This is a genomic window from Streptomyces cyaneochromogenes (assembly GCF_003963535.1).
In the GTDB taxonomy this organism is placed as follows: Bacteria; Actinomycetota; Actinomycetes; order Streptomycetales; family Streptomycetaceae; genus Streptomyces; species Streptomyces shaanxiensis.
In genome coordinates this window covers 6003800-6027088 of sequence record NZ_CP034539.1, presented here as the reverse complement: position 1 = coordinate 6027088, position 23289 = coordinate 6003800, and the positions used below count along the sequence as shown (strand labels likewise).

27 protein-coding genes and 4 tRNA genes are annotated in these 23289 nt (G+C 70.0%); 8 read left to right on the top strand and 23 right to left on the bottom strand.

All coding sequences use genetic code 11. From position 1 onward, the window contains the following. Positions 1 to 26: 26 nt before the first annotated feature. The 5 genes from rplK to EJ357_RS27530 all read right to left on the bottom strand — a co-directional run bounded on the left by rplK (position 27) and on the right by EJ357_RS27530 (position 2458). On the bottom strand, positions 27 to 461 hold the full coding sequence (gene rplK / locus EJ357_RS27550) for a 50S ribosomal protein L11 (RefSeq protein ID WP_016645192.1): 435 nt from the start codon (positions 459 to 461) through the stop codon (positions 27 to 29). A 120-nt stretch (positions 462 to 581) separates the two neighbouring features. Beyond that, the gene (locus tag EJ357_RS27545; RefSeq protein WP_126394247.1) at positions 582 to 1082 is read right to left on the bottom strand and encodes a hypothetical protein; all 501 of its coding nucleotides are present in this window, start codon (positions 1080 to 1082) and stop codon (positions 582 to 584) included. Between the two features lie 5 nt (positions 1083 to 1087). Next, on the bottom strand, positions 1088 to 1912 hold the full coding sequence (gene nusG / locus EJ357_RS27540; RefSeq protein ID WP_126394246.1) for a transcription termination/antitermination protein NusG: 825 nt from the start codon (positions 1910 to 1912) through the stop codon (positions 1088 to 1090). Positions 1913 to 1992: 80 nt separating this feature from the next. Continuing rightward, a complete protein-coding gene (secE, locus tag EJ357_RS27535) occupies positions 1993 to 2277 on the bottom strand; it encodes a preprotein translocase subunit SecE (protein WP_126394245.1) in 285 nt (94 codons plus the stop codon). Between the two features lie 108 nt (positions 2278 to 2385). Then, positions 2386 to 2458 (bottom strand) — tRNA-Trp (locus EJ357_RS27530). Positions 2459 to 2743: 285 nt separating this feature from the next. Here EJ357_RS27530 and EJ357_RS27525 point away from each other — a divergent pair. Then, positions 2744 to 3970, top strand: coding sequence for a pyridoxal phosphate-dependent aminotransferase (locus EJ357_RS27525; protein WP_126394244.1), 1227 nt, complete (start codon positions 2744 to 2746; stop codon positions 3968 to 3970). Between the two features lie 123 nt (positions 3971 to 4093). Beyond that, positions 4094 to 5122, top strand: coding sequence for an adenosine deaminase (locus tag EJ357_RS27520; protein WP_126394243.1), 1029 nt, complete (start codon positions 4094 to 4096; stop codon positions 5120 to 5122). Between the two features lie 13 nt (positions 5123 to 5135). Here EJ357_RS27520 and EJ357_RS27515 read toward each other — a convergent pair whose 3' ends face one another. Next, on the bottom strand, positions 5136 to 5732 hold the full coding sequence (locus tag EJ357_RS27515; RefSeq protein WP_126394242.1) for a TetR/AcrR family transcriptional regulator: 597 nt from the start codon (positions 5730 to 5732) through the stop codon (positions 5136 to 5138). A gap of 116 nt (positions 5733 to 5848) precedes the next feature. Between EJ357_RS27515 and EJ357_RS27510 the strand changes: the two genes are divergently transcribed. Further along, positions 5849 to 6481 (top strand): NAD(P)-dependent oxidoreductase, encoded by a 633-nt coding sequence (locus EJ357_RS27510; protein WP_126394241.1) that lies wholly within the window; start codon positions 5849 to 5851, stop codon positions 6479 to 6481. Between the two features lie 37 nt (positions 6482 to 6518). Here EJ357_RS27510 and EJ357_RS27505 read toward each other — a convergent pair whose 3' ends face one another. From EJ357_RS27505 to EJ357_RS27465, 9 genes are all read right to left on the bottom strand, one after another. Next, the gene (locus EJ357_RS27505; protein WP_126394240.1) at positions 6519 to 7574 is read right to left on the bottom strand and encodes a UDP-N-acetylmuramate dehydrogenase; all 1056 of its coding nucleotides are present in this window, start codon (positions 7572 to 7574) and stop codon (positions 6519 to 6521) included. 86 nt (positions 7575 to 7660) lie between these two features. Further along, complete coding sequence (locus EJ357_RS27500; protein WP_126394239.1) at positions 7661 to 8041, bottom strand: DUF3291 domain-containing protein; 381 nt, start codon at positions 8039 to 8041, stop codon at positions 7661 to 7663. Between the two features lie 25 nt (positions 8042 to 8066). Then, positions 8067 to 9527 carry an MFS transporter gene (locus tag EJ357_RS27495; protein ID WP_126394238.1) on the bottom strand — a complete coding sequence of 487 codons (1461 nt, stop codon included), beginning with the start codon at positions 9525 to 9527 and terminating at the stop codon, positions 8067 to 8069. Positions 9528 to 9626: 99 nt separating this feature from the next. Beyond that, complete coding sequence (locus EJ357_RS27490; RefSeq protein ID WP_175647542.1) at positions 9627 to 10190, bottom strand: TetR/AcrR family transcriptional regulator; 564 nt, start codon at positions 10188 to 10190, stop codon at positions 9627 to 9629. A 128-nt stretch (positions 10191 to 10318) separates the two neighbouring features. Next, the gene (locus tag EJ357_RS27485) at positions 10319 to 10747 is read right to left on the bottom strand and encodes a MaoC family dehydratase (protein WP_126394237.1); all 429 of its coding nucleotides are present in this window, start codon (positions 10745 to 10747) and stop codon (positions 10319 to 10321) included. Between the two features lie 5 nt (positions 10748 to 10752). Continuing rightward, a complete protein-coding gene (locus tag EJ357_RS27480; protein ID WP_126394236.1) occupies positions 10753 to 11217 on the bottom strand; it encodes a MaoC family dehydratase N-terminal domain-containing protein in 465 nt (154 codons plus the stop codon). A gap of 136 nt (positions 11218 to 11353) precedes the next feature. Further along, positions 11354 to 11518, bottom strand: coding sequence for a 50S ribosomal protein L33 (gene rpmG / locus EJ357_RS27475; protein WP_003948671.1), 165 nt, complete (start codon positions 11516 to 11518; stop codon positions 11354 to 11356). Between the two features lie 89 nt (positions 11519 to 11607). Further along, positions 11608 to 11680 (bottom strand) — tRNA-Met (locus EJ357_RS27470). Between the two features lie 46 nt (positions 11681 to 11726). Further along, a tRNA-Thr gene (locus EJ357_RS27465) sits at positions 11727 to 11799 on the bottom strand. A 288-nt stretch (positions 11800 to 12087) separates the two neighbouring features. Between EJ357_RS27465 and EJ357_RS27460 the strand changes: the two genes are divergently transcribed. From EJ357_RS27460 to EJ357_RS27450, 3 genes are all read left to right on the top strand, one after another. After that, positions 12088 to 13353, top strand: a complete 1266-nt coding sequence (locus EJ357_RS27460) for an amidohydrolase family protein (RefSeq protein ID WP_126394235.1) — start codon at positions 12088 to 12090, stop codon at positions 13351 to 13353. A gap of 179 nt (positions 13354 to 13532) precedes the next feature. Further along, positions 13533 to 14189: an SDR family oxidoreductase gene (locus EJ357_RS27455; protein WP_126394234.1), complete on the top strand. Its 657-nt coding sequence runs from the start codon at positions 13533 to 13535 to the stop codon at positions 14187 to 14189. 2 nt (positions 14190 to 14191) lie between these two features. Continuing rightward, on the top strand, positions 14192 to 14572 hold the full coding sequence (locus EJ357_RS27450; RefSeq protein WP_228472621.1) for a nuclear transport factor 2 family protein: 381 nt from the start codon (positions 14192 to 14194) through the stop codon (positions 14570 to 14572). Between the two features lie 225 nt (positions 14573 to 14797). Here EJ357_RS27450 and EJ357_RS27445 read toward each other — a convergent pair whose 3' ends face one another. Together EJ357_RS27445 and EJ357_RS27440 are read right to left on the bottom strand one after the other, a co-directional pair. After that, positions 14798 to 15010, bottom strand: coding sequence for a hypothetical protein (locus tag EJ357_RS27445; protein WP_126394233.1), 213 nt, complete (start codon positions 15008 to 15010; stop codon positions 14798 to 14800). A 105-nt stretch (positions 15011 to 15115) separates the two neighbouring features. Continuing rightward, positions 15116 to 15197: transfer RNA gene (locus EJ357_RS27440), tRNA-Tyr, on the bottom strand. A gap of 223 nt (positions 15198 to 15420) precedes the next feature. Between EJ357_RS27440 and EJ357_RS27435 the strand changes: the two genes are divergently transcribed. Next, positions 15421 to 15909: a YajQ family cyclic di-GMP-binding protein gene (locus tag EJ357_RS27435; RefSeq protein ID WP_115906502.1), complete on the top strand. Its 489-nt coding sequence runs from the start codon at positions 15421 to 15423 to the stop codon at positions 15907 to 15909. Between the two features lie 104 nt (positions 15910 to 16013). On the opposite strand, the gene EJ357_RS27430 is transcribed toward EJ357_RS27435, so the two are convergent. Beyond that, a complete protein-coding gene (locus EJ357_RS27430; protein WP_126394232.1) occupies positions 16014 to 16280 on the bottom strand; it encodes a GlsB/YeaQ/YmgE family stress response membrane protein in 267 nt (88 codons plus the stop codon). A gap of 205 nt (positions 16281 to 16485) precedes the next feature. Here EJ357_RS27430 and EJ357_RS27425 point away from each other — a divergent pair, with 205 nt between their 5' ends. After that, positions 16486 to 17754 (top strand): APC family permease, encoded by a 1269-nt coding sequence (locus tag EJ357_RS27425; RefSeq protein ID WP_126394231.1) that lies wholly within the window; start codon positions 16486 to 16488, stop codon positions 17752 to 17754. A 293-nt stretch (positions 17755 to 18047) separates the two neighbouring features. Here EJ357_RS27425 and EJ357_RS27420 read toward each other — a convergent pair whose 3' ends face one another. From EJ357_RS27420 to EJ357_RS27400, 5 genes are all read right to left on the bottom strand, one after another. Then, a complete protein-coding gene (locus EJ357_RS27420; RefSeq protein WP_126394230.1) occupies positions 18048 to 18614 on the bottom strand; it encodes an SMI1/KNR4 family protein in 567 nt (188 codons plus the stop codon). Between the two features lie 97 nt (positions 18615 to 18711). Beyond that, a complete protein-coding gene (locus EJ357_RS27415) occupies positions 18712 to 19107 on the bottom strand; it encodes a YccF domain-containing protein (protein WP_126394229.1) in 396 nt (131 codons plus the stop codon). After that, positions 19104 to 19967 (bottom strand): zinc metalloprotease HtpX, encoded by an 864-nt coding sequence (htpX, locus tag EJ357_RS27410; RefSeq protein ID WP_126394228.1) that lies wholly within the window; start codon positions 19965 to 19967, stop codon positions 19104 to 19106. Before htpX ends, EJ357_RS27415 begins: the two co-directional genes overlap by 4 nt. 226 nt (positions 19968 to 20193) lie before the next feature. Beyond that, the gene (locus EJ357_RS27405; protein WP_126394227.1) at positions 20194 to 21717 is read right to left on the bottom strand and encodes an NADH-quinone oxidoreductase subunit N; all 1524 of its coding nucleotides are present in this window, start codon (positions 21715 to 21717) and stop codon (positions 20194 to 20196) included. Continuing rightward, the gene (locus EJ357_RS27400) at positions 21714 to 23288 is read right to left on the bottom strand and encodes a complex I subunit 4 family protein (RefSeq protein ID WP_126394226.1); all 1575 of its coding nucleotides are present in this window, start codon (positions 23286 to 23288) and stop codon (positions 21714 to 21716) included. The genes EJ357_RS27405 and EJ357_RS27400 overlap by 4 nt, the downstream gene beginning before the upstream one ends. Between the last annotated feature and the right edge of the window lies 1 nt (position 23289).

Here is a 23289-nt window from a genome sequence, read left to right as displayed (position 1 = left end):
ACTGACTTCTGCTTGGGGGGTTGAGGTCAGCCCTCGACCGTGATGCCCATGGAACGGGCGGTGCCGGCGATGATCTTGGACGCGGCGTCCAGGTCATTGGCGTTGAGGTCGGGCATCTTGGTGGTGGCGATCTCGCGGACCTGCGCCTCAGTGATCTTGGCGACCTTGGTCTTGTGCGGCTCGCCAGAGCCCTTCTCGACACCAGCGGCCTTGAGGATCATCTTCGCGGCCGGCGGGGTCTTGGTGATGAAGGTGAAGGAGCGGTCCTCGTAGACCGTGATCTCCACCGGGATGACCCAACCGCGCTGCGACTCGGTCGCGGCGTTGTAGGCCTTGCAGAACTCCATGATGTTGACGCCGTGCTGACCCAGCGCCGGGCCGACCGGCGGAGCCGGGTTGGCCGCACCGGCCTGGATCTGGAGCTTGATGAGCCCCGTGACCTTCTTCTTCTTGGGAGGCATGCTCTCTCCGGGTCCTTACTGAGAGGTTGAGTACCACCTGCGTCATTCGGATGAATCACCGGGCAGATGGCATACCGCACCACGATAGCTGCTGTGGCGGCGGGACATGAAATCGGCAGCTCAGGAGGACCACGGCGAGAAGGGCGGCCGCCCGCGCAATACGGCCGCGAGGGTGCCGGCACCGAAGATCAGCAGGATCACGGCGGGCAGGGCGGACATGGCGGTGACGGCGCCCACGTAGCCGAAGCCGTCCTCCTCCGCCGCCACCGTGGGATCCGAGGCCAGGTATCTGACGGTGATCGGCTTGCCGTCCCGCGAGACCTTGCGCTTGCTGACACGGGTGAGGGCGGGCAGATCGGCCTCGACCCGCTTGCCGTCGGCCTCGAATTCGACCCAGCAGCGCTGACCCCAGCAGTTGGACCCCTCGGCATGGAAGGTGCCGACCGCGGGGACACCGTCCTGAACCTGCGCCACCCGCTGCCACTGGGTCGCGCCGAGGTAGGCCGGGCCGGTCGCGAACACCGCTGCCAGCAGCAGGAACACCATGGGCAGGCGGAAACGGCGAAGACGCCCCGGACCGGAATCCACCGGCGGGGCGTCCTCGTCGCGTATGTCGGCCAAGTGGCTCAGTTCTTCTGGATCTGGTCGAAGGACAGCTCGACCGGCGTCTCGCGGCCGAAGATCTCCACGAGACCCTTGACCTTCTTCGAGTCGGCGTTGATCTCGTTGATGGTGGCCTGCAGCGTGGCGAACGGGCCGTCGGTGACGGTGACCGAGTCGCCGACCTCGAAGTCCAGCACCTGGACCTCGACCTTGCGCTGCGGAGCGGGCTTGCCCTCGGCCTCGGCGGCCTCGCGGGCGGCCTTCTCCTCGGCCTCCGGGGCGAGCATCTTGACGATCTCGTCCAGGGTCAGCGGGTACGGGTCGTAGGCGTTGCCCACGAAGCCGGTGACGCCGGGGGTGTTGCGGACGACACCCCAGGACTCGTTCGTCAGGTCCATACGGACCAGGACGTAACCCGGGAGCTTGTTCTGCTTGATCGTCTTGCGGTCGCCGTTCTTGATCTGGACGACCTCTTCCTGCGGCACCTCGGCCTGGAAGATGTAGTCCTCGACGTTCAGCGAGACGGCGCGCTGCTCCAGGTTGGTCTTCACGCGGTTCTCGTAACCGGCATAGGTGTGGATGACGTACCACTCGCCGGGCAGCGTGCGGAGTTCCTCACGCAGGGCGGCGATGGGGTCGACGGGCTCGGCCTCTTCCTCGGCCTCGGCCTCTTCCTCGTCCTCCACGTGCAGCGCGGCCTCCTCGGCCGGCTCGCCCGCCTCGGCGTCGGCAGCCTCGACCTCGTCCAGGTCCTCGTCCGCGCCCTCGACGATGTCGAGCTCGTCTTCCACGGACTCGGCTTCCTGCCCGAGCGGCTCGACGGCGTCGTTCAGGTTCTGGTCAGACACGGTGGCTGCTTCTTCCTGGATACATAGGGGTGGAACATGCGAAAGGGGCGCCGGTAACCACGGCGCCCTTCGCTCTTGGCTCAGCCAAAGACGTACTTGGCGGCGTTGTCGAGCCCATAGTCAATCACGGTCACCAGGCCGATCATGATGACGACGAAGATGATCACCACAGTGGTGTACGTCGTCAGCTGGTTACGCGTAGGCCAGACGACCTTGCGGAGTTCCGCGACGATCTGGCGGTAGAAGAGCGCGAGTCGCTTCAGCGGGCCCTTCTTGCCGCGCTTGCCGCCCTTGCGGGTCTTCTTGGACTCCGGCGCCTCATCCTGGGCATCAGGCATGTCGATGGAGCCCACGGCGTCCGTCACTCGTCCTCACCTGATTCCGGGTCGTGGCCGTGCCGCGCCCGGTCTGAGCCGCACGGCGGTGCATTGCTGTACGTACATGCGCACACATCCTGGCGAAGGTGTGTGTAGCAGGGCCGGAGGGACTTGAACCCCCAACCGCCGGTTTTGGAGACCGGTGCTCTACCAATTGAGCTACGACCCTTTGTGGTGTCCCCCAACGTACCGCATCCGACCGGGTGCTCGTTGTGCACCCTGCGACCGCGGACTGCTGAAGGCCAACGAGGTGAGAGTGTACGTGGTCCCGGGCGCCTCGTCGAACAGAAAGTGGCCGATGAGGACTTGAACGACGGGAGATCGCCCGGAGTTCGGCCGTCCGCCACCGCAAGATCGCCCTGGCCGAGGGGCCGATCCGGACAGATGTTCAGCCGATGTTCAGTCTGTGAAACCCGCGTGCCGCCCGCGTTTCCGGTCTGAAACGATGGGTCCCATGAGCGCTGCAACCCCACCCACCGAGCGCCGGGTCTCCGCCCGAGTCGGCGCGATCTCCGAGTCCGCCACCCTCGCCGTGGACGCGAAGGCCAAGGCCCTCAAGGCCGCCGGGCGTCCGGTGATCGGCTTCGGCGCCGGTGAGCCCGACTTCCCGACCCCGGACTACATCGTCGAGGCCGCCATCGAGGCGTGCAAGAACCCGAAGTACCACCGCTACACCCCGGCCGGCGGCCTGCCCGAGCTGAAGGCCGCGATCGCCGCGAAGACGCTGCGCGACTCCGGCTACGAGCCCGAGGTCTCGCAGATCCTGGTCACCAACGGCGGCAAGCAGGCCATCTACGAAGCCTTCGCCGCGATCCTCGACCCGGGCGACGAGGTCATCGTCCCGGCGCCGTACTGGACGACGTACCCCGAGTCGATCCGTCTCGCCGGCGGTGTCCCGGTCGAGGTCGTCGCCGACGAGACGACCGGCTACCGCGTCTCGGTCGAGCAGCTGGAAGCCGCCCGCACCGAGAAGACGAAGGTCGTCCTGTTCGTCTCCCCGTCCAACCCGACCGGCGCGGTCTACAGCGCCGAGGACGCCGAGGCGATCGGCCGCTGGGCCGTCGAGCACGGCCTGTGGGTCATGACGGACGAGATCTACGAGCACCTCGTCTACGGCGACGCGACGTTCACCTCGCTGCCCGCGATCCTCCCCGAGCTGCGCGACAAGTGCATCGTGGTCAACGGTGTCGCCAAGACGTACGCCATGACGGGCTGGCGGGTCGGCTGGATCATCGGCCCGAAGGACGTCGTCAAGGCCGCGACCAACCTCCAGTCGCACGCCACCTCGAACGTGTCCAACGTGGCCCAGGTGGCCGCCCTCGCCGCCGTCTCCGGCGACCTGGACGCCGTCGCGAAGATGCGTGAGGCCTTCGACCGCCGTCGCAAGACGATCGTGCGGATGCTCAACGAGATCGACGGCGTGGTCTGCCCGGAGCCCGAGGGCGCCTTCTACGCGTACCCGTCGGTGAAGGCGCTGATCGGCAAGGAGATCCGCGGCAAGCGCCCGCAGGACAGCGTCGAGCTGGCCGCGTTGATCCTGGAGGAGGCCGAGGTCGCGGTCGTCCCGGGTGAGGCGTTCGGTACGCCGGGCTACCTGCGGCTGTCGTATGCGCTCGGCGACGAGGACCTCGTCGAGGGCGTGAGCCGGATCCAGAAGCTGCTGGCGGAGGCCAGGGACTGACGTCCGTCTTCTGCCATGGGCCGCCTCCGGATTCTCGGGGGCGGCCCCATTTGTTTGTGCGAGCAAGACCACTAAAGGGGAAACCGCTACCGGGACGGCTCAGACGTACGGCAGGATCCTGGAATGGAGCGTGTACGTGATGTCTCTGAGCTGCCGAAAGCCCATCTGCACCTGCACTTCACCGGCTCGATGCGGCCGGCGACCCTGCTGGAACTGGCCGACAAGTACGGCGTGCGCCTGCCCGAGGCGCTGACCGACGCGCTGACCAGCGGGGAGCCGCCGAAGCTGCGGGCGACGGACGAGCGGGGCTGGTTCCGCTTCCAGCGCCTGTACGACTCGGCACGCTCGTGCCTGCGGCAGCCGGAGGACATCCAGCGGCTGGTCAGGGAGGCCGCGGAGGAGGACATCAAGGACGGCTCGGGCTGGCTGGAGATCCAGGTCGACCCGACGTCGTACGCGCCCCGGCTCGGCGGTCTGATCCCGGCGCTGGAGATCATCCTGGACGCGGTGGAGACGGCGTCGCGGGACACGGGGCTCGGGATGCGCGTCCTGGTCGCCGCCAACCGGATGAAGCACCCCCTGGACGCCCGCACGCTGGCGCGGCTGGCGGTGCGGTACGCCGACCGGGGCGTGGTGGGCTTCGGGCTGTCGAACGACGAACGCCGGGGCATGGCGCGGGACTTCGACCGCGCCTTCCACATCGCCAGCGAGGGCGGCCTGCTGTCGGCACCGCACGGCGGCGAGCTGACCGGCCCGTCCTCGGTCCGGGACTGCCTGGACGACCTGGACGCGAACCGGATCGGCCACGGGGTGCGGGCGGCGGAGGACCCGCGGCTGCTGAAGCGGCTCGCGGACAGGGGCGTGACCTGCGAGGTGTGTCCCGCGTCGAACGTCGCCCTCGGCGTCTACGAGAAGCCCGAGGACGTCCCGCTGCGGACGCTCTTCGAGGCGGGCGTCCCGATGGCCCTCGGCGCCGACGACCCTCTGCTCTTCGGCTCGCGCCTCGCCGCCCAGTACGACATCGCGCGCCGGCACCACGCCTTCACGGACGAGGAGCTGGCGGAACTGGCCCGGCAGTCGGTGCGGGGGTCGGCGGCGCCGGAGGAGATGAAGGCGAAGCTGCTGGCGGGGGTGGACGACTGGCTCGCCTAGTCGGCGGCCGGCATCAGTCGGCGATACCGGCCAGCAGCGTGCGGGCCAGCCGGGCGGCGAACTCGTCCACCGGCGGCCGTACGGCCTCCTTCGTCGCGTCATAGGCGAACGCCCGCTGCGCGCAGGCACCCATCAGCAGCGACGCCGCCGCGAACGTGTCCGCGTCCGTGCCGACCCGGCCCAGTTCCTGCTCGGCCCTCAGATACGTGTCGAGCTCCTGGATCGGCACGTGCGGGCCCGCGCCCATCTGCCGTACGGCGTCGTCGTGCCGCCGCTTGAGCTCGGTCTGCGCGTACAGCGACGCGGCGATCGGGAAGCTCTGCTCGTAGAACAACGCCGCCTGGCGGGCGATCTCGGTGAGGTTCTCCTCCAGGGAGTGCCGGCCCGGCTCGGCGGCGAGGCCGCTGAGCAGCGGGCGCAGCGGTGGCAGTCGCTCGGTGAGCACCTCGATGAAGAGCTCCTCCTTGCTGTCGAAGTGCTTGTACAGCGCCGCCTCGGAGCACCCGGCCGCCCGTGCGATCTCCTTCGTCGTGGTCCGCGCCAGCCCGACCGTGCGCATCAGCTCGTGCGCGGCGTCGAGGAGTCGAACGCGGGTGGGCCGGTTTTCCATGGAACGTCCAATCGCCCTTGACGGGTGGGTGAGTACTTACTCACTCTAGAGGAGACGAGGGGTGAGTGAATACTCACCCACCTTCCTTCCCTGCAACGGGAGATACGGGAGACCTCATGAAACTCACCGTCTTCGGTGCCACCGGAGGCACCGGTCAGGAGATCGTCCGGCAGGCGCTGGACGCGGGGCACCAGGTCACGGCAGTGGTGCGGGATCCGGCGCGGTTCACCGTGACCGGCGAGCGGCTGGAGGTGTTCCGCGCTGACCTGACGGACGCGCGGGCCCTGCGCCCCGCCGTCGCCGGGCGGGACGCCGTGCTGTCGGGGCTCGGGGCGCGCAGCCGCAAGGACGCCGGGATCGCGGCGCGGCTGACGCGTACGGTGCTCGGCGCCGTGGAGTCCGAGGATGTGCGGCGGCTGGTCGTGGTGAGCGCGGCGCCGGTCGGTCCCGCACCGGAGGGCGACGGTTTCCTCGACCGCACCGTGCGCGGCATCGTTTCGGCCGTGCTGAAGGACATCTACACCGACTTGCGGGAGATGGAGGCCGAGCTGGCGCGCAGCGCCACGGACTGGACGGTCGTACGGCCGCCGCGCCTCCAGGACAGGCCGCTCACCGGGACGTACCGGAAGGTGCTGGGCGGCTTCCCGCGCGCGGGACGCTTCCTGGGGCGCGCCGACGTGGCGCACGCCATGCTGGCCGCGCTCGGCGACCGGGCCACGGTTAAGCAGGGCGTGGGTGTGGCCTACTGAGCGCCCTGACCTGCTGAGCGCCCTGCCGAGCTCCGCGCTACAGGCTGACGCCGACCGTCACCGGCTCGTTCACCAGCGTGATGCCGAAGGTCTCGCGGACGCCTGCGACGACCTCGCGGGCGAGCGCGAGGAGGTCCTCGGTGGACGCCTCGCCACGGTTGGTGAGGGCGAGGGTGTGCTTGGTGGAGATGCGGGCGGGGCCGGTGCCGTACCCCTTGGTGAAGCCCGCCTTGTCGATGAGCCAGGCCGCGGAGGTCTTGGTGTGGCCCTCCCCCGCCGGGTAGGCGGGCGGCTCCACACCGTCGCCGAGGTGTTCGCGCACGCGCGCGTGGAACGCGCTGAACTGGTCGTCGGTGAGGATCGGGTTGGTGAAGAAGGATCCGGCCGACCAGGTGTCGTGGTCCTCGGGGTCGAGGACCATGCCTTTCCCGCTACGCAGCTTCAGCACGGTCTCGCGAGCGGCGGCCAGGGGCACGCGGTCGCCGGCTTCGACTCCGAGGGCGCGGGCCGTCTCGGCGTACTTGATGGGGGCGGACAGGCCGTCGGCGTCCTCCAGCCGGAAGCGGACGCGCAGGACGACGTAGCGCTCGGGGTCGGCCTTGAAGCGGCTGTGGCGGTAGGAGAAGGCGCAGTCGGCGTTCGGGATGACGACGGTCCGGCCCGACTCGCGGTCGTACGCGATCACCTCGGTGATCGTGGAGGAGACCTCCTGGCCGTAGGCGCCGACGTTCTGGATGGGCGTCGCGCCTGCGGAGCCGGGGATTCCGGCGAGGCACTCGATCCCGGCGAGCCCGGCCTCGACGGTGCGGGCGACGGCGTCGGTCCACACCTCGCCGGCGGCCAGTTCGAGCGTGGTGCCGTCCAGCTCGAAGCCCTTCGTGGCGATGACGAGGGCGGTGCCCTCGAAGCCCTTGTCGCCGATGACCAGGTTCGATCCGCCGCCGATGAGCAGCAGGGGGGTCCCACTGGCGTCCGCCTCGCGCACGACGTCGATCACCTCGGCGTCGGTGGTGGCGGTGACCAGGCGGGTGGCGGGGCCGCCCAGCCGGAAGGTGGTGAACGGGGCGAGGGGCGCGTCGTGGAGTTCCTGCACGCGCTCAAGACTACGAGACGGCACCGACAGCCCCGGCACCCATGCGGAGTGCCGGGGCTGAGGCGCGCACCACGCGCGCGTGCCGCTCAGGTCAGCCGACGGAACGCCTCCGCCCAGTCGAGCGGGAGGTCGTCACTCGACACCTGCCAGGTGGCGAACTTCGCGTCCCGCATCTGCGCGGACAGACCCTGCGAGGTGGGGGCGTGGGTGCCCGAGCGGGCGAAGTCCTTGAGGGCCGCGGGCGACTCCCAGGCGGACAGCGTCCAGAAGGTCCGCTTGAACGGCTCGGCCTTCAGGGAGGCCCCGTACGCTCCGGGCGCCCGGCTCACCTGCCGCCACACACCCGGCGTGCGGATGAGGAAGCGGAGCGCTCCCCAGAGGCTGCGGGTCTCGAAGCGGGAGGCGAAGACGTGCACCTCGGCGCCCTGCGGCGCAGGATTCGGCACGGTCCAGGGAAGAGTGGGCATGACTGCTCCTCACGGGTCGGGGTGGTCAGTGGGAGGCCGTTTCCAGCACGGGCTCAGGCAGCTGCTCGGTCGCCCGCGCGGCCTGGCTGTCGTGCCGTCGGCGCGGGATCAGCAGGGCGGCGACCCCGGCGAGTGCCACCACCGCCGCGCCGGTGACCAGGGCGGGCCGCAGGCCGTCGACGAAGGTCTGGCCGGTCTCGTAGCCGCCCTGCGCGGAGAAGATCGACGCCATGACGGCGATACCGAGCGCGCCGCCGACCTCACGCAGGGCGTTGTTGGCGCCGGAGGCGATGCCCTGCTCCGAGGCGCGGACGCTGGACATGACCAGATGGGCGGCCGGGGCGAAGAACAGGGCCATGCCGACACCGCTGATGATCAGACCCGGCAGCTGGGCGGCGTAGGAGACGTCGACGGTGACCACGGACGCCATGTAGGCGAGGCCGGCGGCCTGGAGGAACAGGCCGGTGGCGACGACGGGCCGGCCGCCGATGCGGTCGGCGAGGATCCCGGCGATCGGCGCGACGAGCATCGGCATGCCGGTCCACGGCAGCATCCGCAGCCCCGCCTCGGTGGGCGAGTAGCCGAGCACGCCCTGCATGTACTGGCTGAGCAGGAAGATCGACCCGAACATGCCGAGGAACATCAGCGTGCTCGCGGCGTTGATCCCGGAGAACGCCCGGGAGCGGAACAGCCGCATCGGCAGCATCGGGTTCTTGGCTCGGATGCTGTAGAGGACGAACCCGACGAGCAGCGCGCCTCCGGCGAACAGGCCGGTCAGGACCAGAGGGCCGGTCCAGCCGTCGGCGGGCCCGCGCACCAGGCCGTACACGATCCCGAACAGGCCGCCGCTGGCGAGCAGGGTGCCCGGGAAGTCGAGCGGGGCGCCGGTGCCGTACGACTCGGCGAGGCGCAGACGCGCGAGCGGCAGCAGGGCGAGGCCGAGCGGAACGTTCAGCCAGAAGATCCACTGCCAGGAGATGTGCTCGGTGAGACTGCCGCCGATGAGCGGCCCGGACGCGATCGCGAGCCCGTTGACGGCACCCCAGATGCCGTACGCCATCCCGCGCTTGGCCGCCGGCACCGCCGCCGTCAGCAGGGTCAGCGTCAGCGGCATCATGATCGCGGCGCCGGCGCCCTGGACCGCGCGGGCGGCGATGAGGGAGTCGATGCCGGGCGCCAGGGCCGCGGCGGCGGACGCGGCGGTGAAGATCGTGATGCCGACGAGGAAGAGCCGGCGGCGGCCGAAGCGGTCACCGAGCGCCGCGCCGATCATCAGCAGGACGGCGAAGGTGAGTGTGTACGCACTCACCGTCCACTCCAGGTCGTGCAGCGCACCGCCCAGGTCCTCGCGGATGGAGGGCAGTGCGGTGGTGACGACGAGGTTGTCGAGTGCCGCCATGAACCCGGCGACGCTGGTGATGACGAGGGCCCAGCCGGCCCCGCCGCGGCGTTCGGTCCGCGCGTTCTGTTCGGTCTGGTGTGACATCGCTCCCCCAGGGGTGATGCGTTCCGGAAATTTTGAGTAGTTATCGATCACTAACTTTCGTGGTCATGAAAGGGCAGGGCGAACCCGTCTCCCCCACCCCTACGACCGCTCTTCAGTCCGCTCCGACGAGTTCATGCCCGCCCAGACCCGGTGCTCGGGCGGGAAGCCCATGGCCACCAGGCAGTTGATCAGCATGCCGTACGCCATGAAGCTCGTCGTCTCGTCGACGTCCGCCCCCAGTGACAGGTGAACGGAGTCCCACAGCCGCGTCCAGCCGGCGCGCACCGTCTCACCGAACTCGTGATCACCCTGCTGCTCGGCAGCCGCCACGGCGACGTACATCTGCATCTGCATCATCAGCCGCTCGGGCTGCTCAGAGACGACCTTCCGGTACGCGTCGCCCATGGCATGCAGGGCCTCTTCGCCCTCCAGCCCCTCGGAGGCCTCCGCGAACATCCGGATGGTGTCCTCCGCGCAGCGCTCGGCAGCCGCGAGAAAGATCGCCTTCTTGCCCGGGAAGAGCCGGAAGAGATACGGCTGCGAGACGCCGACCCGCTTGGCGATCGCCTCGGTCGATGTGCCGTAGTAGCCGCCACGGGCGAACTCGGTCGTCGCCGCGCGGATGACGCTCTCGCGCCTCTCTTCTGCGCTCATCCTGGCCATGTGGACTAAGTTAGTACTCAATCACTAACTAGGCAAGGGCCGGCAGGGGGAATGTGAGCAGCAGGAACATGTAAGGGGCGCCCCACCATGGAGGACGCCCCTTACCTCGCGGCACGCGCGTGTGCCGGTCACGCCAGTCGTACGACCGCCCGCGACATCCCGAGCACCTTCTGCCCGGCGCTCTTCACGGTCAGGTCCACGCGGACCCGGTTGTCGTCGAGCTTGGCCGCGACCTTGCCGCTCACCTCGATCGTGGCGCCCTCGTCGTCGTTCGGCACGACGACGGGCTTGGTGAAGCGGACGCCGTACTCGACGACCGCGGCCGGGTCGCCGGTCCAGTCCGTGACCACACGGATCGCCTCGGCCATGGTGAACATGCCGTGCGCGATGACGTCCGGCAGCCCGACCTCCTTGGCGAACTTCTCGTTCCAGTGGATCGGATTGAAGTCACCGGAGGCGCCCGCGTACTGGACGAGCGTGGCGCGGGTCACGGGGAAGGTCTGGGCGGGCAGTTCGGTGCCGACCTCGATGTCGCCGTACGCGATCTTCGCCGTCATCGGTCTCAGGCCTCCCCTTCGGCGGCGTCCGCCCCACGGGCGACGAGCTTCGTCCAGGCGGTCACAACGTGCTCCCCCGCCTCGTCGTGGACCTCGCCGCGGATGTCCAGGATCTCATTGCCCGCCATGGACTTGATGGCCTCGATGGTCGAGGTGACCGTCAGCCGGTCGCCGGCGCGCACCGGGCGGGTGTAGGCGAACTTCTGGTCGCCGTGCACCACTCGGCTGTAGTCCAGGCCCAGCTGGGGGTCGGTGGTGACCTGTCCCGCGGCCTTGAAGGTGATCGCGAACACGAAGGTTGGCGGGGCGATCACATCGGAGTGGCCGAGCGCCTTGGCGGCCTCCGGGTCCGTGTACGCCGGGTTGGTGTCCCCCACCGCCTGCGCGAACTCCCGGATCTTCTCCCGGCCCACCTCGTAAGGGTCGGTGGGCGGGTAGCTCCGCCCCACGAAGGACTGGTCGAGCGCCATGGCTCGGCACCTCCTGCTGTCTGCCTGATGTCTGCTCTGAGTGGCCCGCGGTCGGCCGGAACCGACCGGTAACCGGGCCTGAAACGACGCGAGGCCGCCCCCGTCATCGGGGGGCGGCCTCGCGTACGAGCCTGATTTATCGCGTCTCGCGGTGCGCGGTGTGCGCGTTGCAACGCGGGCAGTGCTTCTTCATCTCAAGACGGTCCGGGTTGTTACGCCGGTTCTTCTTGGTGATGTAGTTCCGCTCCTTGCACTCCACGCAGGCCAGCGTGATCTTCGGGCGGACGTCGGTGGCAGCCACGTGAGTGCTCCTTGACGAACGGATAGATTGATTTAACGCAAGAAAGAGTAGCCGATCGAAGGACCGACCCCGCAATCGGCTACTGTCAGTAGCGGTGACCGGACTTGAACCGGTGACACAGCGATTATGAGCCGCTTGCTCTACCGACTGAGCTACACCGCTGTGATGTGATCGGACCCCGTCTCGCGACGGGATCTCTTCACACCAGAGCCCCAATACGGAATCGAACCGTAGACCTTCTCCTTACCATGGAGACGCTCTGCCGACTGAGCTATTGGGGCGAGCGATGAAGACATTACACGCTCGGCTGCCGTTCACCCAAATCCGTTTCCCGGCCCCTCTCTGCGGCTGATCAGCTGACCGCACAGACGCCTCGCAGGCCACTGCGGCACCGCGAGGAGGGCTCCTCCGCGACGGGCCACACCGGTACGACTATTGCGCTCCTGCGCGCCAGGGCCGGATCGCCACCCTAGGCTCGTCTCACTCTGCGTGATCTTGCGTGGTCCGGCGCAGTTCCCCGGCGCCGGCCGCCGCAGCCCCGGCACGCAGCCCCGAGCCTCTGGAACGCGATGCCCGACAGCCAGCCCCAGCCACCCCACTCGTCGTCCTCGTCGGGCTCGTCCGGACCGGCCGACCCGGCCGCACTCCTGCTCTGCGGGGCGCGGCTCACCGACGGCCGGACCGTGGACGTACGGCTGGTCGGCGGACGCATCGAGGCGGTCGGCACGGCCGGGAGCCTGGCGGGGGACGGCACGCGCGCGTGCGGCGCGCGGGTGGACCTCAGCGGCTATCTGCTTCTGCCGGCCCCGGCCGAACCGCACGCCCACGGCGACACCGCTCTCTCCGCCGACGCGGGCGGGCCGGTCTCGTACGACTCCCATGACGTGCAGCGCCGGGCCACCGAGGCCGCCCTGCTCCAGCTCGGGCACGGGGCGACCGCGCTGCGGGCACACGTGCGCGTGGGCGACGTCCAGGGTCTGGGCGCACTGGCCGCCGTACTGCAGGCACGGCGATCGCTGCGCGGGCTCACCGAGTTGACGACGGTGGCGATGCCACGGCTGCTGACGGGCGTGGCCGGCGCCGACGGGCTCGCGATGCTGCGGGACGCGGTGAAGATGGGTGCCTCGGTGGTCGGCGGCTGTCCCGACCTGGACCCGGATCCGACGGGTTACGTGGAGGCGGTCCTGGAGGTCGCCTCGGAGCAGGGCTGCCCCGTCGACCTGCACACCGATGCCACCGACCCGGCCCGCCTGGCCCGCCTCGCCGCGATGGCCGGCGGGCTGCGCCCCGGCGTGACGCTCGGGCCGTGCGGCGCCCTGGGGCGCCTGCCCGCTCAGGTGGCATCCCGTGCCGCCGACCAGCTCGCTGCGGCCGGGGTGACGGTGGTGTGTCTGCCGCAGGGCGGCTGCGGGGGCGTGGAACGCCGGGCCACGGCGCCCGTTCGGCTGCTGCGCTCCGCCGGCGTACGGGTCGCGGCCGGGAGCGGCGCTCTGAGGGACGTATCGAACCCGGTGGGGCGCGGTGACCCACTGGAGGCCGCCTACCTGCTCTCCTCCCGCCACGGGCTGCGCCCCGAGGACTCCTACGACGCCGTGAGCGCGTCGGCGCGTGCGGTGTTGGGGCTGCCGGAGGTGCGGGTGGAGGCGGGATTCCCGGCCGAGTTGCTGGCGGTGCGCGGGGACCGGCTGGCGGGGGCGCTGTCGCTCGCGTACAGCCGCATCGTGGTGCATCGGGGGCGCGTGGTGGCGCGGACGAGCGCGGTGCGGGAGTACTGCAACTCGGCTGTGGCTGCGGAGTTGGGGTTGCCTCGGCAGGGGCGGGGAGAGCTGTCCTGAGGGGTGTGCGGGTGTCCCGGGCGGGGTGGCGTCGGGGTTTGTGCGCCCAGCGCCCGCATACAGGCGTGCGCCCAGCGGACGCAGCTGTGCGCCCTTCGACGGGGACCATGCACCTGGACGCATGAGACCTGGCTGAAGTCGTGCGGCGGATGCGGCCGTCCGGGCGTACGGTCGGAAGCATGCGCATTGTCATCGCTGGTGGTCATGGTCAGATCGCGCTGCGGCTGGAGAAGCTGCTCGCCGCGCGCGGGGACGAGGTCGCGGGGATCATCCGCAAGGCCGAACAGAGCGACGATCTGCGGGCGGCCGGCGCCGAACCCGTCCTGCTGGACCTGGAGTCGGCCTCGGTCGAGGAGGTCGCGGAACGATTGCGCGGCGCCGACGCGGCGGTCTTCGCGGCCGGCGCGGGCCCCGGCAGCGGCTCGGCCCGCAAGGACACGGTGGACAAGGGGGCCGCGGTCCTCTTCGCGGACGCGGCGGTCCGGGCGGGCGTACGGCGCTTCGTGGTCGTGTCGTCGATGGGCGCGGACCCCGAGCACGAGGGCAGCGAGATCTTCGACGTCTACCTGCGCGCGAAGGGCGCCGCCGACGAGTACGTCCGCGGCCTGGACGCCCTGGACTGGACGATCCTGCGCCCCGGAATGCTGACGAACGACGCCGGAACCGGCCAGGTACGCCTGGAGGTTCACACCGGTCGCGGCCCCGTCCCGCGCGACGACGTGGCCGCCGTAATCGCGGAGTTGCTCGACACCCCGGCGACGGCCGGCCTGACGCTCGAACTGATCAGCGGCTCGGCTCCGGTGTCGGTGGCGGTGAAGTCGGTGGCGGGAAATTGAAGTTGGGCGCCGAGGGGGTGCCCGCCGCGCAGGAAGCGCTGTTGCGGCGCATGTACGAGGTCTTCTCGACGGACGAACGGGAAGCCTTCGTGCAACGGTGCCTCGCGCCCGACGTGGACTGGCCGAACGTCCTGGACGGAGTCCGGCTGCACGGCCGCGAGGCGGTACGCGCGTACTGGGCGCGGCAGTTCGCCGCCGGTCATCCCCTCGTACGGCTGGAGGGTCTGCGCCGGGACACGGACGGCGAGGCGGTCGTGGCGACCGTACGGCCCGGCACGCGCGACGCTTCGGGCGAGCGGTGGGCGGAGGGGACGGTCGAGCATGTGTACCGGTTCGACGGGAGCGGGCTGGTGACGCGGATGGATGTGCGGGCGGGCACCTAGGGTGCGGGCGCCTGAGAGGGGCTGTCGGGTCGTGGAGAGGGCTGCGGTCAGGGGCTGCGGGTCTCGGAGAGGGCTGAGGTGAAGGGCTGCGGGTCTCGGAGAGGGCTGCTGCGCGGAGCCGAGGCGCGGGGGCTGTGGTTGCCGGGCCGAGGGCACCGGGCCGGGAACCGAGACGCGCGGGCTGAGGGCGCCGGCCCGAGGTGGGCTCGGTCGGCTTTCGACCACTCAGAACAGCGGAAGCTGCCCGGGGAACTCGGGCACGACGTACCCGTCCAGGGCGGGCTGAGCGGCCCCGAGTTGTGCCTGCCGCCGTGATCCGGGGCACGACACGAGCTCCCCGTTCTCCCGCGCGCCGGGCGGATCGTGCCGTGCGAACCGACCGGCGACGACGGCGATCTCCCGCCGGCACTCGGGGCAGCTTCTGCGACGCGTGCTCATGGGGCCAGTGTGCCCCGGCCGTGGCCGGCTCTGGAATGGGCCTCTCGAACGCGGAAACCCCCTCCGATCTGCGTTTCCGCAGATCGGAGGGGGTTTCTCTCAGCGTGGCGGCGCCAGGATTCGAACCTGGGAAGGCTGAGCCGGCAGATTTACAGTCTGCTCCCTTTGGCCGCTCGGGCACACCGCCGGGTTTGCTGCCTGTCGAACCGCTTTTCGGCGGTGCTCCCTGGCAACGACGTAAACAATACCCGATGCGGAGGGGTGCTTCGCCACCCGATTGATCGCCTCCCGCAGGACCTGGGGTGGCTAGGCTGGTCCGGATGCGGCCCGGGCCTTCCCCGGGCTCGGCGGCCACCCCACGCCCGCCGATACGCACCCCACACGCACCCCGATACAAGGAGCCACAGGACATGGCCGACTCCAGTTTCGACATCGTCTCGAAGGTCGAGCGGCAGGAGGTCGACAACGCCCTCAACCAGGCCGCCAAGGAGATCTCCCAGCGCTACGACTTCAAGGGCGTGGGTGCCTCGATCTCGTGGTCCGGTGACAAGATCCTCATGGAGGCGAACTCCGAGGACCGGGTGAACGCTGTCCTCGACGTCTTCCAGTCCAAGCTGATCAAGCGCGGGATCTCGTTGAAGGCCCTGGACGCGGGCGAGCCCCAGCTCTCGGGCAAGGAGTACAAGATCTTCGCGTCGATCGAGGAGGGCATCTCCCAGGAGAACGCAAAGAAGGTGGCGAAGATCATTCGCGACGAGGGCCCGAAGGGCATCAAGGCCCAGGTCCAGGGCGACGAGCTGCGGGTCAGCTCGAAGAGCCGTGACGACCTGCAGGCCGTGATCGCCCTGCTGAAGGGCAAGGACTTCGACTTCGCGCTGCAGTTCGTGAACTACCGGTGAGCCACTGACTCACGGTCGCGGAAGCACGACACGAGGAAGGGTGGGCACCGACGGTGCCCACCCTTCTCGCCTGCTGGCCGCGGTTCGGGGGGTGTGCTGCTCGCTCAGCTGCGCGAATGGCCGAACAGGATGCGGTAGGCGATCAGGAGCACGAGTGAGCCGCCGATCGCGGCGGCCCAGGTGGTGCCGTCGTAGAAGTCCTTGGTGATCGGATGGTCGAGCCAGCGGGCCGAGATCCAGCCACCGATGAACGCGCCCGCGACGCCGATGATCGTCGTGCCTATGAAGCCGCCCGGGTCGCGGCCCGGCAGCAGGAACTTCGCGATGGCCCCGGCCAACAGCCCCAGGATGATCCAGCTGATGATGGTCATGACCTGAACCTGCCCTTCCGCGCTGTGCTTTCACTGTCCGACCTGTGTGACTTCCGTGCGGACAGGTTGTGCGTGGCGCGATGTACGTGTGCGCTGCGCGCCGCTCAGCGCTGAGTCCGGCTCGTGGCGCGCCTGTTCGTGCTCTGTTGATGAAGAGGACGTCATCGCGGCACTCCTCGGTTGCACTGATCAGTAGGGTGCGGCCATGACGGGCTCCAGTTCAGCTTCCGAGCTACGACGCACCCTGGGGGTCGGGGACGCCGTGGTCATCGGGCTCGGCTCCATGGTCGGGGCCGGAATCTTCGCCGCACTGGCGCCCGCCGCTCGCGCGGCCGGATCCGGGCTGCTGCTCGGGCTCGCGGTCGCGGCCGTGGTCGCCTACTGCAACGCCACGTCCTCGGCTCGGCTGGCCGCCCTGTATCCGGCCTCGGGCGGCACCTATGTGTACGGCCGCGAGCGGCTCGGGGAGTTCTGGGGATACCTCGCGGGCTGGTCCTTCATCGTCGGCAAAACGGCCTCCTGTGCGGCGATGGCGCTCACCGTGGGCGCGTATGTCTGGCCCGGGCAGGCGCACGCGGTGGCGGTCGCGGCCGTGGTGGCGCTGACCGCGGTGAACTACGGCGGTGTGCAGAAGTCCGCCTGGCTGACGCGGGCGATCGTCGCGGTGGTCCTGGCTGTCCTGACCTGTGTGGTGGTCGTGTGTCTGGGGTCAGGGGAGTCCGATGCCGGCCGCTTGGACATCGGGGCGTCGGGCGGCGTGGGCGGCGTACTGCAGGCGGCGGGGCTGCTGTTCTTCGCGTTCGCCGGGTACGCGCGGATCGCGACCCTCGGTGAGGAGGTGCGGGACCCCGCACGCATCATCCCCCGGGCGATTCCACTGGCCCTGGGCATCGCGCTGGTGGTGTACGCGTGTGTGGCGGTGGCTGTCCTTTCCGTGCTGGGTTCGGCGGGTCTCGGGGACGCGAGCGCGCCGCTGGCCGACGCGGTCCGGGCGGCCGGGGTGCCGGGGCTGGCGCCCGTGGTGCGGGTGGGCGCGGCCGTCGCCGCGTTGGGCTCGCTGCTCGCCCTGATCCTGGGCGTCTCGCGGACGACGCTGGCCATGGCCCGTGACCGGCATCTGCCCGGCGCCCTGGCGGCCGTGCATCCGCGCTTCCAGGTGCCGCACCGGGCGGAGCTGGCCGTCGGCGCGGTGGTCGCGGTCCTGGCCGCCACGGTGGACGTACGGGGCGCGATCGGGTTCTCCTCCTTCGGTGTGCTGGCCTACTACGCGGTGGCCAACGCGTCGGCCTGGACTCTCGACCCGAAGCCGACCGCGCGGGTCGTGCCTGCGCTGGGGCTGCTCGGGTGCGTGGTGTTGGCGTTCTCCCTTCCGGGGCTGTCGGTCGTTGCCGGTGCGGGGGTGCTGGCGGTGGGCGTGGTCGCGTACGGGGTGCGGCGGTGGGTGGTGGAGCGGTCGGGTGGGCCGGGGCGGTAGGGCGGCGTAGGGGGCCGCCCATGCGGGTCGCAGGCGTGGGGCGCGGGCACGGGTCGTCGGCGTGGGTCGCCTGTAACAGCTGATGGCCGCTGATTGCGGGGGCTCCGGGTATGGCCGTGTGGCAGGGCCGAGACGTGGCAGGGCGGTATGGCGAGGTGACTGCAGAGAGGCGGGGCGTCAGGGCGGCAGGCGCACCGGACGCCGCCCGCAGAGCAGTGGTGCAATCAGCCTTCGGCAACGAGCCGTCCGCTCAGCGCAGGCAGGTCGGTCGGCAACCGCCGGTTCGTGAATCCTCAGGGCGCCCCAGGCGCCGCCGTCCGTATGTGGAAGTCGGCCCAAGGGGCCATCTCCAGTTCCTCGTTCATCTCCTCGTACCAGCCGGTGCCGTCGAGCCAGGCGCGCAGCCAGTCCGTGAGGCTCGGGGCGTCCACGTACCAGGCCTCGTGGGCGTCGGCGGCGTTCGGCTCGAAGAGCAGGACGGTGGCCTCAGGGCTTCGGCAGTCCACGCATGCGTACATCGCGCAGCCCCAGTGGGATATCGGCAGGATGCCTTCGGGCCAGGGCCAGTCGGGATCCTTGCGGGCACTCTCGCGGTTGGCGAGGTACTGCGTGACGGCGGCGGGCTCGCCGGCCGGAGGGCTGTCGAGCAGGGGCAAGAGGCCGTACTCCGGGCCGAATCCGCCGTCTCCTATACGCAGGTAGAGGTCGGCGAGCAGTGGAGGGAGGCGGAAGCCGAGGGCGGCCTCGGCACTGGCCAGGGTGGCCGCGTCCACGGGCTCGGGAAGTGAAGGCCAGCCCCACGGGCGGGTGTTGCGGGCCTTGTCCGCCACCCTCGTCAGCAACTGCTCGTTCTCGGTCATGCGTTCATGATGCAAGCCGCCACTGACAATCGGCCGGGCCTGTGGACAACCACCGGATTGTGGAAAACCCGGTGGTCAAGGCTCCGGTCCCGCGGATCTACCAGCGCGACGAGAACGGCTGGTCCGTCGACACGATTTCGCGGCCCAGCGGGAACAGCGACACCGGAATCAGCTTGAAGTTGGCGATGCCGAACGGGATGCCGATGATCGTGATGCACAGCGCGAGGCCGGTGACGATGTGGCCGATGGCCAGCCACCAGCCCGCGAGGACCAGCCACAGGACGTTGCCTATGCAGGACGGCGCTCCGGCGTCGCGGCGCTCGATCGTGGTGTACCCGAAGGGCCACAGGGCGTAGACGCCGATACGGAAGGCCGCGATGCCGAACGGGATGCCGATGATGGTGATGCAGAGCAGGAGGCCCGCGAGCATGTAGCCGAGGAACAGCCAGAAGCCGCTCAGGACGAGCCAGATGACGTTGAGGATGGTCTTCACTGTGGGGGGCCTGCCATCTTTTCGAGCCGGGCGATTCGGTCCGCCATCGGCGGGTGGGTTGAGAACATCTTGGAGAACCCCTGCCCCGGACGGAAGGGGTTCGCGATCATCATGTGGCTGGCGGTCTCGATGCGGGGCTCGGGGGGCAGCGGGAGCTGCTTGGTGCCGAGTTCGAGTTTGCGCAGGGCGCTGGCGAGGGCGAGTGGGTCGCCGGTGAGCTGGGCACCGGACACGTCGGCCTCGTACTCCCTGGAGCGGCTGATGGCCAGCTGGATGAGCGTGGCGGCGAGCGGACCCAGGATCATGATCAGCAACATGCCGAGAAGGCCGGGGCCGTCGTCGTCGTCGGAGCGGCCGATCGGGATCAGCCAGGCGAAGTTGACCAGGAACATGATCACCGAGGCGAGGGCGCCGGCGACCGATGAGATCAGGATGTCACGGTTGTAGACATGGCTCAGTTCGTGGCCGATGACGCCGCGCAGCTCGCGCTCGTCGAGTATGCGCAGGATGCCTTCGGTACAGCACACGGCGGCATTGCGCGGGTTGCGGCCCGTCGCGAACGCGTTGGGCGCCTCCGTCGGGGAGATGTAGAGGCGGGGCATGGGCTGGCGGGCCTGGGTGGAGAGCTCACGGACCATGCGGTAGAGCCTCGGGGCCTCGAACTCGCTGACCGGGCGGGCACGCATCGCGCGTAGCGCCAGCTTGTCGCTGTTCCAGTACGCATACGCGTTCGTGCCCAGCGCGATCAGGACCGCGATGACGAGCCCCATACGGCCGAAGAAGCTGCCGATGAGGATGATGATTGCGGACAGTCCCCCGAGGAGGACTGCGGTCCTGAGCCCGTTGTGCCGGCGGTGCACGGTACGCCCTCCAAGTGGTGCGGCAGGGGAACCCTTTGCTGGTCGTTCTGCGATGCCACTGGTGCCGTGGTGTCACGTCCAGTGGACCCTTCCGTACTGGTCAACGCCAGGCGAGGGCCACGGGTTCCCTGGTGCGGACGGCGGCGGGCGTGGGCCGTCCGGGTGAGGGCGCCGGCACGCGCGCGGGGGCGTGGGCGTGCCGAGCGCGTGCGGGATGCGCTCTGGCTCAGAAGAGCCCGGTGTCGGTGAAGCGCAGGATCAGCTGAGGCGCTCCGGACAGGGCGACGGCGACGACGCCGGTGAGGGCCATCGTGGCCGTCACGGGAGCGGGGACGAGGTGCTTGACGGGCTCGCCCTCGGGGGCGCGGAACAGCAGGGCCGTCCACTGGAGGTAGTAGTACAGCGCGATCACGACGTTGACGGCCATGATCACGGCGAGCCAGCCGAGGCCCGCGTCGACGGCGGCGGAGAAGACGGTGACCTTGGCGAACAGGCCGATGATGCCCGGCGGGAGTCCTGCGAGGCAGAGCAGGAAGAAGGCCAGGATCAGGGCGGACAGCGGATTGCGCGCGTACAGGCCGCGATAGTCGCTGACGCGGTTGAGGGGCTTCGTACGGCCGACGAGTGCGGCCACCGCGAAGGCGCCCAGGTTCACGGCGGCGTACATCAGGGCGTAGGCGACGGTGGAGCCGATGGACCGCTCGGCGTCGTCGGAGTACGCGGCCGCGGCGATCGGCACCAGGAGGTAGCCGGCCTGGCCGACGGAGGACCAGGCGAGCAGGCGTACCGCGCTGTACGCGCGCGTGGCCTGCTGCCGCAGGGCGGCGACGTTGCCGACGGTCATGGTGAGGGCGGCGAGCGCGGCGAGGGCGGGGCCCCAGACGTCGGCGTAGGACGGGAGGGCGACGACCGTGACGAGGATCAGGCCGGTGAAGCCGACCGCCTTGCCGACGACCGACAGGTAGGCGGCGACCGGCAGGGGCGCTCCTACGTAGGTGTCCGGTACCCAGAAGTGGAAGGGCACGGCGGCCGTCTTGAAGGCGAAGCCGACCAGGGTGAGGACGACGCCGGTCTGGGTGAGGACCTGGAGCTGTCCGTCGACGTTCTGGATCCGCTCGGCGATCTGGGTGAGGTAGAGGGTGCCCGTGGAGGCGTACACGAAGCTGATGCCCATGAGGCTGACCGCGGTCGCGGTGACCGAGGACAGGAAGAACTTCAGGGCCGCCTCGGAGGACTTGCGGTCACCGTGGCGGAGGCCGACCAGGGCGAAGGCGGGGAGAGAGGCGACTTCCAGGGCGACGATGAGGGTCGCCAGGTCCCGGGAGGCGGGCAGCAGGGCGGCTCCGGCGGCGGAGGAGAGCAGCAGGAACCAGAACTCCCCTTCGGGGAGCCCCTTGTTCGCGTCCTTGAGGGCGGTGACCGACAGGAGGGCCGCGAGGAGAGCGCCGCCGAGGACCAGGAACTGGATGACGAGCGTGAAGCGGTCGGCCGTGTAGCTGCAGACGCCGGGGTCGCCGATGAGGCAGAAGGTGGAGCGGTCGCCGTCAAGGAGGGGCAGCAGCAGGAGTGCGGAGGCGGCCAGGCCGGCCACGGAGGTCCAGCCGAGCAGGGCCTTCCTGGTCTCCGCGACGAACAGGTCGGCGACGAGGACCACGAGTGCGACGACCGCCGCGAGGGTGGGCGGTGCGATGGCGAGCCAGTCGACGGACTGGACCAGCGACTCGGCCAGGGGCTGGGCCAGGGAGCTCATCGGGTGCCTCCTGCGAGAAGCTGCTGCACGGCCGGGTCGGTCAGGCCGAGGAGCGATTTCGGCCAGAGTCCGGCGACGACGGTGAGGGCGACGAGCGGCGTCCAGGCCGCGTACTCGTACGTCTGGACGTCGGCGAGCTTCGGGGCGTCCTGCGGCACGGCGCCCATGCAGACGCGGCGGACCACGACGAGCAGGTACGCGGCCGTGAGCAGGGTGCCGAAGGCGCCGATCGCCATGAAGGTGAGGAAGGCCGGGCGGCTGAGCTCGGCGGCTGGCTCGAACGCGCCGAACAGCGCGAGCATCTCGCCCCAGAACCCGGCGAGGCCCGGCAGCCCGAGGGAGGCGACCGCCGCGAAGGCGAGCAGGCCGCCGAAGCGCGGGGCCTTGCCGTACAGCGCGGCGCCGGTCTGCTCCGCCAGCGCGTCGAGGTCGGTCGTGCCCGTACGGTCCTTCAGCGCGCCGACCAGGAAGAAGAGCAGGCCGGTGATGAGGCCGTGGGCGATGTTGGCGAACAGGGCGCCGTTGACGCCGGTCGGGGTCATCGTGGCGATGCCGAGCAGGACGAAGCCCATGTGGCCGACGGAGGAGTAGGCGATGAGGCGCTTGAGGTCGCCCTTCGCGCCCCGCTTGGCGAGGGCGAGGCAGGCCAGGGATCCGTAGATGATCCCGACGACGGCGAACGCTGCGAGGTACGGCGCGAAGTCGGCGAATCCGTCGGGGGTGATCGGCAGCAGAATTCGAACGAAACCGTACGTACCCATCTTCAAGAGCACGCCGGCCAGCAGGACCGAGCCGACGGTCGGCGCGGCGGTGTGGGCGTCGGGCAGCCAGCTGTGCAGCGGCCACATCGGCGTCTTGACCGCGAGCCCGATCCCGATCGACAAAACGGCGATGACCTGCACGGATGTGGTCAGCGACCGGCCGTTGTCAGTGGCGAGTGCCACCATGTCGAATGTGCCCGCCTCGATTCCGATCAGGAGCAGGCCGAGCAGCATGACCACGGAACCGAGCAGTGTGAAGAGGATGAACTTCCAGGCTGCCGCGGCCCGGCCCTCGCCGCCCCAGCGGGCGATGAGGAAGTACATCGGGATCAGGACCAGCTCGAAGGCGAGGAAGAAGAGCAGCAGGTCGAGGACGGCGAAGGTGGCGAGGGTGCCGGACTCCAGGACGAGCAGCAGTGCGACGAAGGCCTTCGGGGTCGGGCCCGCAGGCATCTTGAAGTACGAGTAGAGCGCGCAGAGGAAGGTCAGCAGCGCGGTCAGGACCAGAAGGGGGAGGGAGATGCCGTCGATGCCGAGGTGGATGCGCACGTCGAGTGCGGGGATCCAGCTGATGTCCGTGCTGGCCTGCATCTTCGACGGGTGGTCGTGGTCGAAGCCCAGCGCGAGGACGATCGCGGCGATGAGGACCACGCCGGTGACGGTGACGCCGTGCCGGAGCACGGCCTGCCCGGGTGACTTCCCCTTCAGCCCGGGCGGGGCGGGCAGGAGAGCGGCGGCCGCGCCGAGAAGCGGGCCGACGACGACGAACGCCAGAAGGAACTGCATCACGGACTCGTTGATATCGATCACG

Bases quoted from the DNA above. Each gene is read 5' to 3' on its own strand.
- EJ357_RS27515 (WP_126394242.1), bottom strand. From the start codon at position 5,732: ATGGAAAACCGGCCCACCCGCGTTCGACTCCTCGACGCCGCGCACGAG.
- EJ357_RS27500 (WP_126394239.1), bottom strand. From the start codon at position 8,041: ATGCCCACTCTTCCCTGGACCGTGCCGAATCCTGCGCCGCAGGGCGCC.
- EJ357_RS27490 (WP_175647542.1), bottom strand. From the start codon at position 10,190: ATGGCCAGGATGAGCGCAGAAGAGAGGCGCGAGAGCGTCATCCGCGCG.
- rplK (WP_016645192.1), bottom strand. From the start codon at position 461: ATGCCTCCCAAGAAGAAGAAGGTCACGGGGCTCATCAAGCTCCAGATC.
- EJ357_RS27445 (WP_126394233.1), bottom strand. From the start codon at position 15,010: ATGAGCACGCGTCGCAGAAGCTGCCCCGAGTGCCGGCGGGAGATCGCC.
- EJ357_RS27430 (WP_126394232.1), bottom strand. From the start codon at position 16,280: ATGACCATCATCAGCTGGATCATCCTGGGGCTGTTGGCCGGGGCCATC.
- EJ357_RS27510 (WP_126394241.1), top strand. From the start codon at position 5,849: ATGAAACTCACCGTCTTCGGTGCCACCGGAGGCACCGGTCAGGAGATC.
- EJ357_RS27455 (WP_126394234.1), top strand. From the start codon at position 13,533: ATGCGCATTGTCATCGCTGGTGGTCATGGTCAGATCGCGCTGCGGCTG.
- EJ357_RS27495 (WP_126394238.1), bottom strand. From the start codon at position 9,527: ATGTCACACCAGACCGAACAGAACGCGCGGACCGAACGCCGCGGCGGG.
- EJ357_RS27460 (WP_126394235.1), top strand. From the start codon at position 12,088: ATGCCCGACAGCCAGCCCCAGCCACCCCACTCGTCGTCCTCGTCGGGC.
- EJ357_RS27420 (WP_126394230.1), bottom strand. From the start codon at position 18,614: ATGACCGAGAACGAGCAGTTGCTGACGAGGGTGGCGGACAAGGCCCGC.
- EJ357_RS27435 (WP_115906502.1), top strand. From the start codon at position 15,421: ATGGCCGACTCCAGTTTCGACATCGTCTCGAAGGTCGAGCGGCAGGAG.
- EJ357_RS27425 (WP_126394231.1), top strand. From the start codon at position 16,486: ATGACGGGCTCCAGTTCAGCTTCCGAGCTACGACGCACCCTGGGGGTC.
- EJ357_RS27520 (WP_126394243.1), top strand. From the start codon at position 4,094: ATGGAGCGTGTACGTGATGTCTCTGAGCTGCCGAAAGCCCATCTGCAC.
- EJ357_RS27405 (WP_126394227.1), bottom strand. From the start codon at position 21,717: ATGAGCTCCCTGGCCCAGCCCCTGGCCGAGTCGCTGGTCCAGTCCGTC.
- EJ357_RS27525 (WP_126394244.1), top strand. From the start codon at position 2,744: ATGAGCGCTGCAACCCCACCCACCGAGCGCCGGGTCTCCGCCCGAGTC.
- EJ357_RS27485 (WP_126394237.1), bottom strand. From the start codon at position 10,747: ATGACGGCGAAGATCGCGTACGGCGACATCGAGGTCGGCACCGAACTG.
- EJ357_RS27480 (WP_126394236.1), bottom strand. From the start codon at position 11,217: ATGGCGCTCGACCAGTCCTTCGTGGGGCGGAGCTACCCGCCCACCGAC.